The sequence below is a fragment of the Paralteromonas sediminis genome, assembly GCF_003820355.1.
GTDB lineage: Bacteria > Pseudomonadota > Gammaproteobacteria > Enterobacterales > Alteromonadaceae > Alteromonas_F > Alteromonas_F sediminis.
The window spans coordinates 284,224-300,330 of the sequence record NZ_RPOK01000004.1 but is presented as its reverse complement, the minus strand read 5'-3'; the positions used below and the strand labels follow the sequence as shown (position 1 = coordinate 300,330).

Sequence of the window (16,107 nt, the reverse complement as noted above, 5' to 3'; positions counted from 1 at the left end):
GCAACTGCAAATGTTCGATATTTTTTTTATTGTGTTCATAACATCAACAGCGTCTGTTGCCCTTATCGCAGACGGCAAAAATACTGCAATAAAAGTGCCAAGTTAATGCATTGTTAAATCCCTTTTAAATTCAATAAAAACAATGTCTTATGAGTGTAAACTATTGGTTACGATGCGGGCTGTAAATAATTCCGACACTCTGTCTGTTTTGTGGTCAGTGGTGAGGGTGTTTTTGATGATTTGGCGCCCGCTGAAGTAGCAGACGCCTGTGCGTACTAGCCATGTACGGCAGCATAACCAGGCTCACCGTCAAAGGTGTACAAGTTTTCGGTCTTAACTACATCAAAACCTGCATCGTGTAGGCGGGTTTGCAAGGCCAACACTTCCGCAAAATCCAGATTATTGTTTGGCGCAACGAACCTGCATCGCCAATGGTCTGTGCAGAAGGTTTCTGGTAAACCCTGAGGCCAGACTTTTACACCTCTATTGGTAATAACCTGAAGTTCAACATTACTTCGCCCTAATGAATACAGTTTATTGCCTAATTGCGAAGGGTCTCCCTCTTGCCATTGCAAGAAAATGTCGATCCCAACTAGGGTCTTATTCGCGGGCGCTTTTCTGATGGGGTGGGGGAGATTCAAAGGGTTGGAACCCTCATAGTTTACCGCCGGTAATTGTTGCGGTAGGCGACCCAATCGAGCAATGACCGCATCGGCAAATTCGTCTGTACCAACCTTAGTCTTGCTAATACCTTCTTTGTACACATCGGCAGTATGAATGCCATCCTCAAGCGTACATAGCCAAGCATTGTGGATCTTCTGGGCAATGTCCCCTTGACCGATGTGGATCAGCATTTGAATTGCACCGTGAATTAGGCCTGAAGGGTTAGCAATATTCTGTCCGGCAAGGTCTGGAGCTGAACCATGTATGGCTTCAAACATGGCACATTGACTACCGATGTTAGCAGAACCCGCCATTCCCACTGAACCTGCTATTTGTGCTGCAATGTCAGAGACAATATCACCGTATAAATTTGGCATTACCACCACATCAAACGCTTCAGGCGTATCTGCTATGCGTGCGGCTCCTATGTCGATGATCATACTGTCCTGCTCGATATCAGGATAGTCTGCGCCTATTTCTTTAAATACTTTGTGAAAAAGACCATCAGTAAACTTCATGATGTTGTCTTTAATCATACAGGTTACCCGTTTTCGTCCCTGTTGCCGTGCATATTCAAACGCATAGCGTACTATGCGCTCACACCCAGGACGAGTAATGAGCTTAAGACACTGATACACCTCTTCTGTTTGGCGGTGTTCAATACCCGCGTACAAGTCTTCTTCATTCTCGCGAATGATAACTAAGTTCATATCCGGGTGTTTAGTGTTTACAAAAGGCGCATAAGCAATGCAGGGCCGTACGTTTGCATAAAGACCTAATGCTTTTCGCATGCTCACATTAAGACTTTTATAGCCCCCGCCTTGTGGCGTAGTGATAGGTGCTTTTAGAAACACTTTAGTACGACGAAGTGATTCCCAGGCGGCACTGTCAATACCATTGGTTTGTCCGCTCAGGTACACCTTTTCTCCAATATCGATATATTCCGGTGCAATCCTCGCACCCGCGGCTTCAAGGATGTGCAACGTAGATTGCATAATAGAAGGGCCAATTCCATCGCCAGTGGCTACAGTAATGGGGACAAGGTCTTGAGTCATACATGCGCTCCGTAAATTGTGTTAATCCATCGTTTTAGGTTGATGGCAGTGAGGTTGTGTAAGATTGTACTCATCAATGGAATCTAGAATAATGGATTTTATGTATATAATGCATCTATAAAAATAGATATTAAATTGATAAACACATGAGAAAAACATTTCATACTAGACAGCTAACCTTTCGCCAACTTGAAATATTTAAGACCGTGGCTGAGCGGAACAGCGTGACAGAAGCCGCTCAGGTTTTGCATCTTGCGCAATCGACCGTTTCCACTCAATTGGCCAAATTAGTCCAGACAACGGGGTTTGAATTGTATGAACAAATAGGCAAAAAGCTCTATTTGACTGGCGCTGGTAAGGACATGCTTGCAGCGTGTCGGGACATGTTTGATGTTCTCGACGCACTAGAATCTCGATTTGCACAGAGGGCCGGCTTGTCTGTAGGCCATTTGCGAATATCTGCGGTAACAACCTCTAAGTATTTAGTGCCAAACTGGTTGGGCTCATTCTGCCGTCAGTTTCCCGAAATTGAACCGGAATTCAATATTGGTAATCGCGCAGAAATTATACAACGACTTAAGGCAAACATGGATGACTTGTACATTTTCAGTCACTTACCCAAAGAGCTGGATATACATGCAACGCCCATCACTGATAATCCATTAGTATTGATCGCACCGAAGGGACACCACTTAACTACGTGTACTAACCTGAGTTGGGAGCACGTTCGCAAAGAGCGCTTTTTGATCCGTGAAAAAGGTTCCGGTACGCGACATGCGGTCGAGGCTTTTTTCAATATGTATGGCGCGCCGCTGATGCGTCCGTTGGGCATTGCGAGCAATGAAGCGATTAAAGAATCTGTGGTTGCCGGTTTGGGAGTCGCAATTATCAGCCGTCATGCGCTGAGTCACATGGCACCTGGCAATTTGGTTGAACTAAACGTAAAAGAGTTTCCAATACCAAGCACCTGGTATTTAGTGACACCGAAAGGAAAAGCTATGTCGCCAGTCACTCAGGCCTTCAGCACACATGTTGATGCTATGTTGGGATGCAAGTAATCCTGATTCAATAAAATCAGCAGCGGTCAATTTTTTTAGCCTAAGGAGGGGGAGACTTGATACTAAAAAACTGGGCTAATGTATATTTCCATGGCAGCGACAGTTGGGGCTGCCGCTGCATAACAGGCGTTGTTACAAACCACTGCCATTGATAAGAAGGTGAACACCAATACTGGCGATATAACCCAGAGCAATCACAGGTGTCCATTTGAGATGCGCCGCAAATGTATAAACCCCTCGGGCAGTGCCAAGAAGCGCTACGCCGGCAGCGGATCCAATCGCTAACATACTGCCTCCCACGCCGGCAGTCAGCGTGACTAATTGCCACTGTTCTAATGGCATTACTGGGTCCATGGTCAATACCGCAAACATCACCGGAATATTGTCTACAATGGCCGATAGTACACCAACAAGCGTGTTGGCCCACACAGGACCAAGGTCGCTGTACATGAGTTCTGAAATGATCGCCATGTAGCCAAACTGACTTAAGCCTGCCACACATAGGATCACACCATAAAAGAACAGTAATGTGTCCCATTCTGCACGAGAAACCCGTTCCATAATGTCAAATTCTTTCACATTGGCACGTTTCTCGGTCATGTCTTCCATAATTTCCAGCGACCCTACTGTATTGCCGTCACTGTCTTTAAGTTTAGTAGCACTAAACATGATATAGGCGCCTGATTCGCCCAGGTGCTCAAAGTAATCTGCGGCATCATAGGCTTCGCCGTCAAGGGGGTTGTCTCTGTAAATATTTTTGTAGTGCTGACGAATACCTACACCCGTATTATCGTCCAAAACGATATCGGCCATGGTCGGACGCTCGGATTGGTAAAAGGCTTTCCAATGGTTTTTGGTACCAATCATCTCCTCCGCTTTCACACCGGAAAGGGCTTCAAGTGCTGGGTTCCAGTGAGTTACTGTATGGTTTTTGTCTAGAACAAAGGCTGGATAAGGCTGATCATTTAGGTTTTCACCCACATCTTCACCAAAAGATTCCAATACACTTAGTGGGTGCTGATGAGACTCTCTTATGCCGCCAAAAATTGAGTCTGCAGCCAATGTCCGCCCTTCTATGCGTTTTAGATAAAATGAGTACAACCCAAGATACCCTAGACCGAACATCATGCCTGCCGCTGGCGGCAGGTGGAGTGCACCGTGGAAGGTAATGGCAGTAACAATCGTTGCCAAAAACAGAAAAATCATAACAGGTGCGCCTCGCTTCATGTAAGACTTTTCATTGGTGGCTTTTGGTGTGCCTTTTGGCAATGCAAAGCTCATGATGACGGCGGGTACCAGCCAATTAACTAAGGAAGGAACAAAAAGCGGTAGAAACTGCAAGAATTCAACTTTTCCTTTTTGCCACACCATTAACGTTGTTATATCGCCAAAGGGGGAAAATGCACCCCCTGCATTTGCTGCAATCACCACATTGATGCAGGAAATAGCGACAAAGCGAACATCTTTACCGCCAACAGCCATAACCACTGCGCCCATTAATAATGCAGTAGTAAGGTTGTCTGCGATGGGAGAAATGACAAATGCTAACGCACCGGTTACCCAAAAAACCTTTTTCAACGAATAGCCACGGGTGACAAGATAAGCGCGCAAAGCCTGAAACACATTGCGCTCTTCCAAGGCATTAATGTATGTCATTGCAACCAGCAAGAATAAAAACAGCTCTGCATATTCAATGATGGCGTGTTTGATTGCGCTGTGAGCCTGGTCTGGTATTCCCGCATCTTTAAATGCCAATGCGACTAAAATCCAAATTATCCCCGCGGCAAATAGTACCGGTTTACTTTTAAGTAGGTGAATGGTGTTTTCTAGGGGCACAAGTGAGTAAGCAAGTACAAAAACGGCAATAGCGGCATAGCCATAAAAAGTGGCGCTGAGTTCAGGGATTGTGATAGTCGAACTAGCGGCTCCAGCTTCTGCCAATGCAGCAAAAGGAAAGAGTAGAAAAACTAGCGCGGTAAGCACAATTATCGGCAATAAAGAGGTGAACTGAGGGCGAGTCAGTGGCGAAAACATGGTGTTGCGATCCAAAGGTTTAAAAAATTGGTGGGGAAACTACCACTATATGAAGGAAGAAGCTATTCAACCTTGGTCGCAGACATGATTTTCTTGGATGCAAAGTGAGCTCTTTTCGCAGTGGAACGTCCAGTTTGCTTCTTGATATAGCGCAAAAAGGAGGAAAGCTTTTCTGCAAAAAATGTAATATTTGTCTACACTTATCCGAAGAAAGTAAGCTCATAGTAGACCTATATCAACATAAAACAACACCTCTTTTAGGTGGAAAAGTAGAATGTAAATGAAGCGAATTTTTTCAGCTGTAGTTATCTCTTTTCTCTGTCCTCATACTCTATTGGCTGATCAAAAATCCTTTGATTCCCTGTTTAACATGTTACTACAAGAGCTACTGAACGTGAGGGTGGCAATTTGGTAGGAAGTACCGCTTTTAGCTTTTTATTTCTTTATTGAATGCTGTTCAAAAAAAGAACTACTGCCGATGATTTATATTTGTGTTATGAATAGCGGTTAAGCTGAGATAAATATTGTTAAGCATGAACGTAAACGCCGCTAGGGCTCAAAACAAAAGCGCAACATTAGTGACAAAAACATGGCTTTGTTTTTGTGCTTGGACTTTGTTTTTTGCTAGTGTGCACGCCGCCGAGAATGGTGAAGCGCAAAATGAGTCTCTCATTCGTGCGGCGGTGGTTTTCGGCATTTTGCGGTTTGTGGATTGGCCCGAACAACACGCGCCAAAAGACATTATTAATTTATGTGAATATGGTGAATCTGAGGTTGCTGAGGCGATTCGAAGTCTTAACGGCAGCCGGAAAGTGGGTAAGCGCAAGGTCGTTGTAAAAACCTTAAACAAAACCAACACAACTGAGCTATGTCATGCGTTATTAATTGGTGAAGAATCTCCAGCTATTCCGCTACAAAAAACTCCCGCCCTAGCGTTTTGTGATAACTGCGAACAAGAATATCGTGACATGACATCTGTTGTATTGAAAAGAAATGAAAACCTCGTGCAGTTTGAAGTAAACCTAGATCATTTAGATCAACAAGATATCCGCTTAAGTGCCTCGGTCATAGAGCTCGCGAGTAAGTGCTATTCCAGTAACCCATCGATTAAAGGCTGCAGCAATGACTGAGAGTAGCCCCAAAAAGCTCAGTCAGGTTGTAGTCAAAGATGCCTTTATTGTTATTGTCTTTGCCTTGGTCGCCTTGGTGTCGGTATTTACGCTTTACTCCTACAACCAGGCCAAAGATAACCTTTCAAACGACCTTAAAACACTGGCAAATATTCTAGGCAACCGCTCTGTTGCCGCGCTATTGTTTTTAGACAAGCGTCAGGCCGAGGCTAACCTGAAGACTGCGCAATATAGAAAGAGTGTCTCTATATCTTGTATTTTTGACCGTGATGGCAGGTTATTTTCTGAATACTCCCGACATGAAATCACGCAATGTCCAGAATCTGTCAACATAGATGCTGAAACAACTAGGATCACAACTCATTACATTGAAATTGAAAAACCCATAATCGATGCCGATGACACGGTTGGCTACATTCTTATAAGGGCAAGTAAGTCCAGAATTCAGGATACCGTGGCTAATGCATTTGTGTTTTCTGCATTAGCGTTGGCACTTGTGGTTTTGGTCGCATTTTGGGTGCTAAGAAAGAAAATTGGCAATGTACTCAAACCATTATCCAGCTTGCATCAAACTGCTGAAAAAATGTCGCTCAATCCTTTCTCTCCTGAGCGAGCTAAAGCGTTCAGTAATGATGAGGTTGGACGATTGGTGAACGTGTTCAACAGCATGTTAGATAACTTAAGTACTGAAAACACAGCACTGCAAGAATCTGAAAATCGCTTCCGTTCTTTAGCCAGTAATTCGCCGATTGGTATTTATGAACTCGATACGAAACTCAATTTTGTATATACCAACGACAAATGGCGAGAGTTGACACACTATCCCAATATTCAACATTTGAGTGTTTATCAGAAATTTATTGAGGAAAAAGGTGCTGAGCTGCATGCCTCCATTGTAGAGAAGGCCAAACTTACACTTGAATCTCAGTTGATTGAATACGAGTTCAGGCCAAAAGGTTTGGAGGGGTCGCGTATCTTTTTAGAGTACGTGGCGCCGGTATTTTCACCCTCAGGTGATAAGTTATTTAGGGGGTATATTGGTTCTTTAATGGATATCAGTGAACTAAAAAATGCGCAGTTAGAATTGGAGAAACTGGCGTTTTATGATCCATTAACAAAACTGCCCAACAGGCGCTTTTTCCTCGACCATCTGGCATTATCACTAGCGGAAAAGCAACCTGAATCTAAACATATTGGCTTACTGATGATCGATATCGACAACTTCAAAAAAGTCAATGATACGCTTGGTCACGACGCTGGTGACGAGATGTTAAGAGTGGTGAGTAAACGATTGCGAAAACTGGTCGCCGAGAAAGACCTGGTGTGTAGACTAGGTGGCGATGAATTCATCATTTTACTTAAAGATATTGATCAAAGAGTGGCGCTTCAAAAAATTTCTGATCGTGTTCTAGAGGTTATTCGCAAGCCTATTAATATCCGTGGACATGATATCAATGGTTCAGCATCAATCGGTGTTTCTGTGTTTCCCGAAGATGGAGACGATGCGCATGCGTTGATGAGAAATGCTGATCTGGCACTCTATTTATCCAAAGACAATGGCCGCAACCGTGTTTCTTTCTTTTCTAAAAAGTTAGAAGATATCATTCATGAGAAAGTCAGAATTGAAAATAAACTACGTAAGGCTATTTCCCAAGGTGAACTGAGTTTTCATGTTCAACCAAAACTGTCAATTGCCCAAAACAAACTGATATCGGTGGAAACCCTGATGCGTTGGTATGACCCCGTTGAAGGCATGATCCCTCCAGACCGTTTCATTTCTGTTGCCGAAGATACCGGACTTATTGTAAAGATGGGTGACTGGTTAATCGAAACTGTGTTTAGCACCATACGGGCGAATTTAGACGACATTAACAAAGTAGGGTTGAAAGCATTTGCTATTAACTTGTCGGCGCGTCAATTCTATAGCAGTACCTTAGTCGACAATATCGCTGGCTATCTAGAAAAACACGCGATCCCCGCTCAGATGATCGAGTTTGAGCTTACCGAGTCTTCCGTTATTGAAGATGTCGAATTGGCGATTAGAATCATGCAGCAGCTAAAAGATCTCGGATGTAAGATTTCCATCGACGATTTTGGAACCGGCTATTCGTCTTTGAGTTACTTAAAAAGGTTGCCAATCGACGCAGTTAAAATAGACCGTTCTTTTATTTCAGATATCCCCCAGGATCAAAATGACGTTGAAATATCAGCGGCCATTATTGCCATGGGGCACAATCTAGGATTAGAGGTAGTCGCAGAAGGTGTTGAAACTGAAGCTCAACTGCGCTTTCTGAAAGAGCACCAATGTGAATATGCACAGGGTTACTACATTGCTAAGCCCAAACCGCTTTCGAGCCTGCTTGAGGAAGCGGAATCAATTAATGCTTCCTTTCATCCAAGGCCGGTAGCGACATCAGTGCGTTAGTTACAGTCCAATAAATGCCTATGATTTGTGCGGCTGCAAAGAGTGTAATTCCAATCAGCAGCCGGAGCAGTTTTTAAGCTTCTAATGCTAGGCAGCTTTTTGTGCGTCGGAGGGCTTTGTACCGTTGGGCTTTCTACGATGTCCATTCCCCTTGTTGAGGCCACTCTGTATTTTTGGACGTTTTGGTTTTTTGGGCTTTTTTACTTTTCCGGTTAGGTCAGTTACCGGTAAAGACTTACTCACGGAGAAGCCTTCTTCGGCGCGTCGTGGAATAGCCAGCTTGATGAGCTTTTCGATGTCAGATAATTGCTTGCTCTCTTCATTGCATACCAATGAAATGGCTAAGCCAGATTTTCCTGCTCTGCCCGTCCGGCCAATGCGATGAACGTAGTCTTCAGCAACATTAGGAAGATCGAAATTGATAACAAATGGCAACTGAGCGATATCAATCCCCCTAGCGGCGATGTCCGTCGCTACTAACACCTGAATGCTATTGTCTTTAAAATCTGCAAGGGCTCGAGTTCTAACATTCTGACTTTTATTTCCATGAATCGCCGCCGCAGGAATACCTTGCTTAATCAATTTAGTGGTCAGCTTATTGGCTCCGTGTTTTGTTCTGGAAAACACCAACACCTGGGAATAATGATTTGACTTGATAAGGTGAATCAGCAGCTTTGTCTTATCGGCTTTATTCACTTCATAAAGGCATTGCTCGATACGCTCAACCGTTGAGTTTGGCGGCGTGACAGTAATTTCTGCTGGGTCATTGACGAGGTTCTTTGCCAAAGCACGAATGTCGTCAGAAAACGTTGCAGAGAAAAGCAAGTTCTGGCGCTTTTTAGGCAAAATAGCCAGAATGCGTTTTATGTCGTGAATAAACCCCATATCTAGCATACGGTCAGCTTCATCCAGAATAAGGGTGTCGAGCTGATCGAATTTGACGGCATTCTGTTTATACAAATCAAGCAATCTGCCCGGCGTTGCAATAAGAATGTCGGTACCCCGCCTCAGCTTCATCATTTGGGGGTTAATTTTTACGCCGCCAAAAACAACATTGTAATTGAAAGGCAGGGCATCACCATACTTCATGACATTATCAAATATTTGAGACGCTAACTCTCGCGTAGGGGTAATAATTAGCGTACGGACCTGATTGCTACGAGCCTTAATTTTTTGCTGTTGCAATCTATGCAGTACAGGCAGTGTAAAGGCAGCTGTCTTCCCTGTTCCCGTTTGTGCCGCGGCCATAATATCTCTTCCAGCTAATACCGCCGGTATAGCTTGTTCTTGAATGGGGGTGGGGTGCTGATAGTGATTCTTTTTAAGAGCAGTAAGTAGCGGCTCGCAAAGGCCGAGAGATTCAAATGTTGTCAATGATATGTCTTCTGTGAGTTGTTTAAGAAGTAAAGCAAGATGACTTGCAAAGCGGCGGCAAGGATACAGGAGCGCGCTAAGAAATACCAATAATAGTTTAAAAAATAATCAGGGGTGGCGTTGACTCCTCCCCCTGATAAGATAAATTTAATCAGCCTTCTATACCTTTACTGACAAGGTATTCATCATAAGTGCCCTGAAAGTCGGTTATTTTGCCGTCTTTGATTTCAATAATTCTGGTTGCTAGTGACGACACAAACTCCCTGTCGTGAGAGACAAAGAACAAGGTACCTTTGTAGGATTCAAGAGCCATGTTTAGTGACTCAATTGACTCCATATCCAAGTGGTTAGTAGGCTCATCCATAAGCAAAATGTTTGGCATTGCCATCATAATCTTGCCAAAAAGCATGCGGCCTTGTTCACCACCAGACAATACGTTGACTGTTTTCTTAATATCATCTGCAGAAAATAGCATGCGGCCTAAGAAGCTGCGGATTGCTTGTTCATCATCGCCTTCCCGACGCCATTGACTCATCCAGTCAAACAAGTTTAGGTCAGACTCAAAATCACTGGAATGATCTTGAGCATAGTAGCCAATCTTGGCATTTTCAGACCATTTTACTTCACCTGAATCTGGCTGCATGTCGCCTTGTAAACAGCGTATTAACGTAGTTTTACCTGCGCCATTCTCACCAATTATTGCCACTCTTTCACCCACTTCAACGATTAAATTGAAGTTGTTGAAAAGTGGGCCCTCATCGAAGCCTTTACTGAGATTGGTTATTTCAAGGGCATTTCTGAATAGCTTTTTTTCCTGTTCGAAACGAATGAAAGGATTAACCCTGCTGGATGCTTTGACTTCTTCAAGTTTAATCTTTTCAATTTGCTTTTGGCGCGAGGTCGCTTGACGTGCTTTTGATGCATTGGCTGAAAATCTCGCAACGAAGGTTTTCAATTCGTCTATTTGTGCCTTTTTCTTGGCGTTATCGGCCAGCATTCTTGCACGCGCTTGTGTGGCAGCCAGCATATATTCATCGTAGTTGCCTGGGTAAACTCGCAGCTCACCATAATCAAGGTCGGCCATGTGCGTACACACTGCATTTAGGAAATGCCTATCGTGAGAAATGATGATCATGGTTGAGTCACGTTGGTTGAGTGTCGTTTCAAGCCAGCGAATCGTGTCTATATCTAGGTTGTTAGTCGGTTCGTCTAACAACAAGAAGTCGGGATCTGAAAATAACGCCTGTGCTAACAATACCCTTAGCTTCCATCCTGGTGCGACTTCGCTCATTAGGCCATAATGCTGCTCCGTTGGAATGCCTACGCCAAGCAGCAATTCACCCGCCGCAGAATCAGCCTCATAACCACCCATTTCGGCAAAGTGGGTCTCGAGCTCGGCAACCTTCATGCCGTCTTCTTCGCTCATTTCAGGTAAGGCATAAATACGATCACGCTCTTTTTTTACTTCCCATAATTCAGTGTGCCCCATAATGACAGTGTCAATAACAGAGAAGTTTTCGAAAGCAAATTGATCCTGATGAAGAATCCCTAAGCGCTCTCCGGGATCATAACTGACGTTGCCAGCTGACGGTGTGAGTTTTCCACTTAGGATCTTCATAAACGTCGACTTACCGCAACCATTGGCGCCGATGAGGCCGTAGCGATTGCCGTTGCCGAATTTGACAGAGATATTTTCGAACAATGGCGCAGAGCCAAATTGCATGGTGATATTGGCAGTTGTGATCACTGTGTGTAATTCCGATGTAGAGTTCAACAGATAGGCGGCGCATTCTACCTGATACAAGTACAAATCTCATGAAAACTTAGCAATGGGTTTAAAGCGCTTCGTGGTGACTGTAAATCTCAGCCTAAACTTACATGTTCGCATTCACTAAAGGTACGCTAATAGTGCTCTTCAACTTCTCTTTTCTTAACAAAAACGCAGGGGCTTTGATATGAAAAAAAACGGTCTAATGGTGTATTTACTTCTCTTGGTTTGTCAGCTGACTCTCGCGTCTGAGAATGCCCACTTAGGAGAAAACACCGAATGGGATGATGAGCAATCAGCGATTATTGAAGTGAGTCGCTGGGTTGCATTGGCCCCGAAAGAGGCTGGTTTTCAAGCCTATTCTGACTTGTTTCATCCGGACTTTACGAATTGGTATATGGCGGGTGATGAAAAAAGTGTTAGAGGTCGCGATGAGTATTTATCTTTGGTTAAAGATTGGTTGGAGGCTGGGAACCATGCAACATACAGTGAAGTAACACCGGTCAGCGTAGATGTCATCGGTGATATTGCTTACATAAGACAAATAAAAGAAGAGCATTTTCACCATCCTGATGGGCCGCCCACCATGTTTATCGGGCATTTTGCCAGCCTGATGAAAAAGTACAAAGGTAAATGGACCTTTTATCGCACCTCTTTTGAAACCCGCTATCGAGGACCAAGAGCATCTTATGAACCATCAGAATAGACCCATATTACAGCAAGAAAAATAGTCAGGTCAGTGTAACCATTTAAAACGTTTCTGCGTCTAATTATCTTTAACCGACAAAAATGTTATCGGAAATACTTGTGCATAAATGGATGAAAACGGAAATGAAGTTAACACTGATCAAGCTTTCGCTGCTAGCGATACTTTTTTGCTATTCAATTCTTGGGTGGAACAACGCATTTGCACACGAGCAAATCGAAAAACGGGTGCTTTCATACATGCAGGAAAAAGGTATACCTGCCTTGCAAATAGCCGTTGTGAAAAATAGTAAGATTGTTTTCGCAAATACGTATGGCAAAGCTGACCTTTCATTTGAAGTTGCGGCGAATGACGATACTGTGTTTGCCATTAACTCAATGACTAAGGCCTTTGTTGGTGTGGCGCTGATGCAGTTAGTAGAACAAAAAAAGGTTCGCTTAACTGACACGTTAGGTCAGTATTTTGATGACATTCCAGCTACCTGGCAACGAGCAACTATTGCGCAACTCATGGCTCATCAGTCGGGGATACCGGACGTTATGGATGACATGGCTAGACCTCGATCACCGTATGGTTGGGAATCTACATGGCGTGAAACACTGGTTGCAGACCGGGAATTTGAGGAAGGCGAACAATTCAATTATAACCAGACTGGATATGTCCTAATCGGAAGACTGATAAGTCGTTTAAGTGGCCAGTCTTTTCAGGACTTCATTACTGAAAAGCAATTACAAAAAGTGAGTATGCCAAGGACGGCCGCAGCTGGCTTCAATCACTATGCGGGAATAATCAGTAATTCAGCGACCGGCTATACACGCTTTTCCGGACCTGAGATGCAACGCTTGTGGGAAGCATTTCCCGAACCAGTGCAAACAGCTGCGGGTATGCAGTCTACGGCAACAGAATTGGCAAGTTGGCTAATTGCACTACAAAGCAATGTTCTGCTTAAAGAGCCTAAAAGCCTACAAACTCTATTTACACCCGTTAAGCTGAACAATGGCTCTACTGCAGCATTTGGTGGGCCATTTAATGGTTACGGTATCGGTTGGCCATTATCCGTACAAGAAGGTAAAACAACAGCTATCGCTTTAGGTGGCGCCCGATCAGTCATGGCTGTTTATCCTGAAACGGGAGTGTCTATTGTTATTTTGACCAATCTTCAAGGCGGCTTTCCTGAAAGGTTACTTACCGATGTTCACGATGCGATATAGTTTTCGTACTCCAGACTAGTATGCGTTGCTAGCTAGAGGATATGCCTTCAAAATGTTGCTTTCTTGTGAAGCTGAAACTCTATCTGACGTTTTTTATTATCCACAGAGACAATAGTGAGTTGACCAAATGGGCGAAGAGCATTTTCTAAATTTATATCTTGGCCAGGACGCCATAAATAAAGCTGGCCTTCTCGAATTTCAAAATTCCATTGATGAAGTCCCGAGTATTTATTGTGTTCGCCTTCATTGATTTGCACATTAATGTGAATGACCCCATTGTTGCGGATTAATGCCGACATATTCTTTAGAATTAATAAAGGATCTTCTGCATGGTCTAGCGCATTACAACAATAGACAAGGTCAAAACTAGCAGATGGATAAAGGTCTAATAGTTCTTCTCCAGCTCCTCTTTTAGGTTTGACCGGAGGATGAAAATTAAATTTTTCATAGAGTTGATGATAGAAATCTGCAAGCGGGTCAACCATCTCAAGGTTTATTTTTGTACCTTTGGCTACGTAACCTAATACTGAAACAACACCAGAACCAACGTCTAGCACATCCAAATGCTTTGGATTTTTAAACAAGGACAATAGTTCGGGTTTAAATTCAGTGGCTGGGTTTGCACGAGTATTCATAGACGGTTCAAATATGTCGCGACATCCAATTTTAGTCGTCCAATAATGCACTTCTTCTTTCGCGCCATTTATCCATTCATCATTATGAGCATGGCTAAAATCACCCACTAACTCATTTTGCTTTACCAAGAAGATGCGGTTTGTGTTTATTCCTTTTTCTTCACTAAGGTAAGTTGCGATAGATTGACTAGCTGAGAAATTAGTAATAAAAATTCGCTCAAACATGCCCTTGTCGGCATCTTTGGGTGAGGAAACAGGAAAAACAGGGGAGTCTTTGTTTATTTCATCAGCTTTAATATCATAAACAGCGACCAAGTGATCTGTGTTACCAGCTTCTTTTGTCTGAGAATATAGCAGCTTACCTGTTGCTGCAAATCCATATATGGCAAAAGGAACTTCCGATTTGCACATAGCGATTGCTTCATCAAGGGATACCGTTCGAATAGTCATCTGAAATAAATAACCTTTTTACATTTCAAGGAAACGTTACAAACATACGATCACACAATTACTATTACTTTGGAACTGATTAGATGTTTTTAATATTTTTTGTAGCTTCAAGACACATCAAAATGATTTTCGATTGACTTGCCAAATGAATAGAAATTTACATTAACGATGATGATTGTCTAAAAAACATCTCTCTCAGCAGAGAAACTTTCCTACTCTTTCTGCGTATGTTTGGCAAAGCCGGTTAGCTTCACCGGTTCTGCCGGTTTGCTTGAGTACTGCGGTAAGTCCCTTAGTTGCCATAGCGTCAAAGGGTGCAAAGCTCAAAACATGCCGAAACCATAATTCTGCTTCATTCAGATTGCCCCGTTGAAGGTATTTTTCACCGATAAGACCGCCCAAATCTGCCCGCCAGTTATTGCCGTGATTTTCCTCATCAGGCAGTTGTAAGCTCATAGCGTTGAGTGCCTTTTTGTAATAGGTAATAGCGTCTGTTTGCTGACCCAATATTTCATGCACATCACCCATATTTATAAGTACATCCCAGGCGTGAGGGTTTAACTGAAGCGCTTTATTGTAGGTATTTACTGCGTCGGTTAACTTATTTTGTGCTGACAACACAAAACCAAGGGCTTTGTATGCCTTTGCATTCTCGGGAGCTAGTGAGATAGCTTTTTGGGATAGCATGAACGCTTTATCTAATGCACTTTTTGCACTGTCAGAGAACAACCTCCCGTCTGACAAGGAAAGGCGCAAAGTTGTGTTTTCCCACACTGACGTCTGGTTATCAGCCGGCATTCTGATCGCCCTTTGAACTAATGTGTTCGCTAGCCCCGCATGGGCCTCAGGTGAGTTAGGGTTAAACGCCAGTGCTTGTTGATAAAGTTCGAGGGCCATTTCATTATCCTGACGACTCACTTTATGATAGTACCTGTCAGCCTGCTGAATAAGCGTTGTTACTTCATCATTCTCGATGGAAGAAGGGACTAGAGGGTAAATTAAATAGACGGCTACCACAACGAATAACAAAACTATGCCTACAGCAGATATCGGCCAAATCTTTAAATTGAGTTTCTCTTTCGGCTTGCTTAGCTCGTCAGTATGCGATGAGGCAGTTATCCATTCTGCATTAGAAGCAACAAGGCGATAGCCTCTTTTAGGTAAGGTTTCGATGTAACTGGGATCTCTTGGATTGTCGCCCAACAGTTTCCGCACCCGAGAAACACAACGAGACAAAGCATCATCAGTAACGACAACATCGGGCCAAAGAGTCGAGAGTAAGGTGTCTTTGCTAACCATGTTTCCATTCGCTTGGACTAACGCAATTAGCAAGGTTATTCCGATTGGATCAATACGCTCTTTGGCGATCTTGTTCGCCCGTGTATCAAACAGTTCGCCCGTTTCTGTATTGACATGCCAATGATTGATACGCAGAGTCTTTTTTTCAGTGATCGTCATAAAATGATTGATTTTCAAACCCATTTACAAGTTTTGTCAGGTAAACAAGAGGCTTTTGTCAGGACTTTCAGGTAAGAATGGGGAACGCTATTACACACCATTTATCTAACTAAAACACCATTATGAAGCACTCGATACAC

At 43.4% G+C, this 16,107-nt stretch carries 11 protein-coding genes; 5 read left to right on the top strand and 6 right to left on the bottom strand.

What is annotated here, in order from left to right; all coding sequences use genetic code 11:
• Positions 1–275 precede the first annotated feature (275 nt).
• Positions 276–1,718 (bottom strand): NADP-dependent isocitrate dehydrogenase, encoded by a 1,443-nt coding sequence (locus tag DRW07_RS13500; protein WP_124028455.1) that lies wholly within the window; start codon positions 1,716–1,718, stop codon positions 276–278.
• 146 nt (positions 1,719–1,864) lie between these two features.
• Here DRW07_RS13500 and DRW07_RS13495 point away from each other — a divergent pair, with 146 nt between their 5' ends.
• Entirely contained in the window at positions 1,865–2,776 is a 912-nt protein-coding gene (locus DRW07_RS13495) for a LysR family transcriptional regulator (RefSeq protein ID WP_124028454.1), read from the top strand.
• Between the two features lie 132 nt (positions 2,777–2,908).
• On the opposite strand, the gene nhaD is transcribed toward DRW07_RS13495, so the two are convergent.
• On the bottom strand, positions 2,909–4,810 hold the full coding sequence (gene nhaD, locus DRW07_RS13490; RefSeq protein WP_205665401.1) for a sodium:proton antiporter NhaD: 1,902 nt from the start codon (positions 4,808–4,810) through the stop codon (positions 2,909–2,911).
• A gap of 578 nt (positions 4,811–5,388) precedes the next feature.
• Here nhaD and DRW07_RS13485 point away from each other — a divergent pair.
• A complete protein-coding gene (locus DRW07_RS13485) occupies positions 5,389–5,940 on the top strand; it encodes a YfiR family protein (protein ID WP_165870504.1) in 552 nt (183 codons plus the stop codon).
• The gene (locus DRW07_RS13480; protein ID WP_124028452.1) at positions 5,933–8,365 is read left to right on the top strand and encodes an EAL domain-containing protein; all 2,433 of its coding nucleotides are present in this window, start codon (positions 5,933–5,935) and stop codon (positions 8,363–8,365) included. Before DRW07_RS13485 ends, DRW07_RS13480 begins: the two co-directional genes overlap by 8 nt.
• Positions 8,366–8,452: 87 nt before the next feature.
• Here the strand turns inward: DRW07_RS13480 and DRW07_RS13475 are convergent, their stop codons facing one another.
• Together DRW07_RS13475 and DRW07_RS13470 are read right to left on the bottom strand one after the other, a co-directional pair.
• Positions 8,453–9,739, bottom strand: a complete 1,287-nt coding sequence (locus tag DRW07_RS13475) for a DEAD/DEAH box helicase (RefSeq protein WP_205665400.1) — start codon at positions 9,737–9,739, stop codon at positions 8,453–8,455.
• Between the two features lie 151 nt (positions 9,740–9,890).
• On the bottom strand, positions 9,891–11,486 hold the full coding sequence (locus DRW07_RS13470) for an ABC-F family ATPase (protein WP_124028451.1): 1,596 nt from the start codon (positions 11,484–11,486) through the stop codon (positions 9,891–9,893).
• 208 nt (positions 11,487–11,694) lie between these two features.
• Here DRW07_RS13470 and DRW07_RS13465 point away from each other — a divergent pair, with 208 nt between their 5' ends.
• Both DRW07_RS13465 and DRW07_RS13460 read left to right on the top strand, forming a co-directional pair.
• Positions 11,695–12,213, top strand: a complete 519-nt coding sequence (locus DRW07_RS13465; protein WP_124028450.1) for a YybH family protein — start codon at positions 11,695–11,697, stop codon at positions 12,211–12,213.
• A gap of 125 nt (positions 12,214–12,338) precedes the next feature.
• Complete coding sequence (locus tag DRW07_RS13460; protein WP_165870503.1) at positions 12,339–13,424, top strand: serine hydrolase domain-containing protein; 1,086 nt, start codon at positions 12,339–12,341, stop codon at positions 13,422–13,424.
• A 47-nt stretch (positions 13,425–13,471) separates the two neighbouring features.
• On the opposite strand, the gene DRW07_RS13455 is transcribed toward DRW07_RS13460, so the two are convergent.
• Positions 13,472–14,509 (bottom strand): class I SAM-dependent methyltransferase, encoded by a 1,038-nt coding sequence (locus DRW07_RS13455; protein ID WP_124028448.1) that lies wholly within the window; start codon positions 14,507–14,509, stop codon positions 13,472–13,474.
• Between the two features lie 195 nt (positions 14,510–14,704).
• Positions 14,705–15,967 carry a tetratricopeptide repeat protein gene (locus tag DRW07_RS13450; RefSeq protein WP_165870502.1) on the bottom strand — a complete coding sequence of 421 codons (1,263 nt, stop codon included), beginning with the start codon at positions 15,965–15,967 and terminating at the stop codon, positions 14,705–14,707.
• Positions 15,968–16,107 lie beyond the last annotated feature (140 nt).

Excerpts from the sequence above, each read along its gene's own strand:
- DRW07_RS13500 (WP_124028455.1), bottom strand. The coding sequence starts at position 1,718 with ATGACTCAAGACCTTGTCCCCATTACTGTAGCCACTGGCGATGGAATT.
- DRW07_RS13495 (WP_124028454.1), top strand. The coding sequence starts at position 1,865 with ATGAGAAAAACATTTCATACTAGACAGCTAACCTTTCGCCAACTTGAA.
- nhaD (WP_205665401.1), bottom strand. The coding sequence starts at position 4,810 with ATGTTTTCGCCACTGACTCGCCCTCAGTTCACCTCTTTATTGCCGATA.
- DRW07_RS13480 (WP_124028452.1), top strand. The coding sequence starts at position 5,933 with ATGACTGAGAGTAGCCCCAAAAAGCTCAGTCAGGTTGTAGTCAAAGAT.
- DRW07_RS13465 (WP_124028450.1), top strand. The coding sequence starts at position 11,695 with ATGAAAAAAAACGGTCTAATGGTGTATTTACTTCTCTTGGTTTGTCAG.
- DRW07_RS13460 (WP_165870503.1), top strand. The coding sequence starts at position 12,339 with ATGAAGTTAACACTGATCAAGCTTTCGCTGCTAGCGATACTTTTTTGC.
- DRW07_RS13455 (WP_124028448.1), bottom strand. The coding sequence starts at position 14,509 with ATGACTATTCGAACGGTATCCCTTGATGAAGCAATCGCTATGTGCAAA.
- DRW07_RS13450 (WP_165870502.1), bottom strand. The coding sequence starts at position 15,967 with ATGACGATCACTGAAAAAAAGACTCTGCGTATCAATCATTGGCATGTC.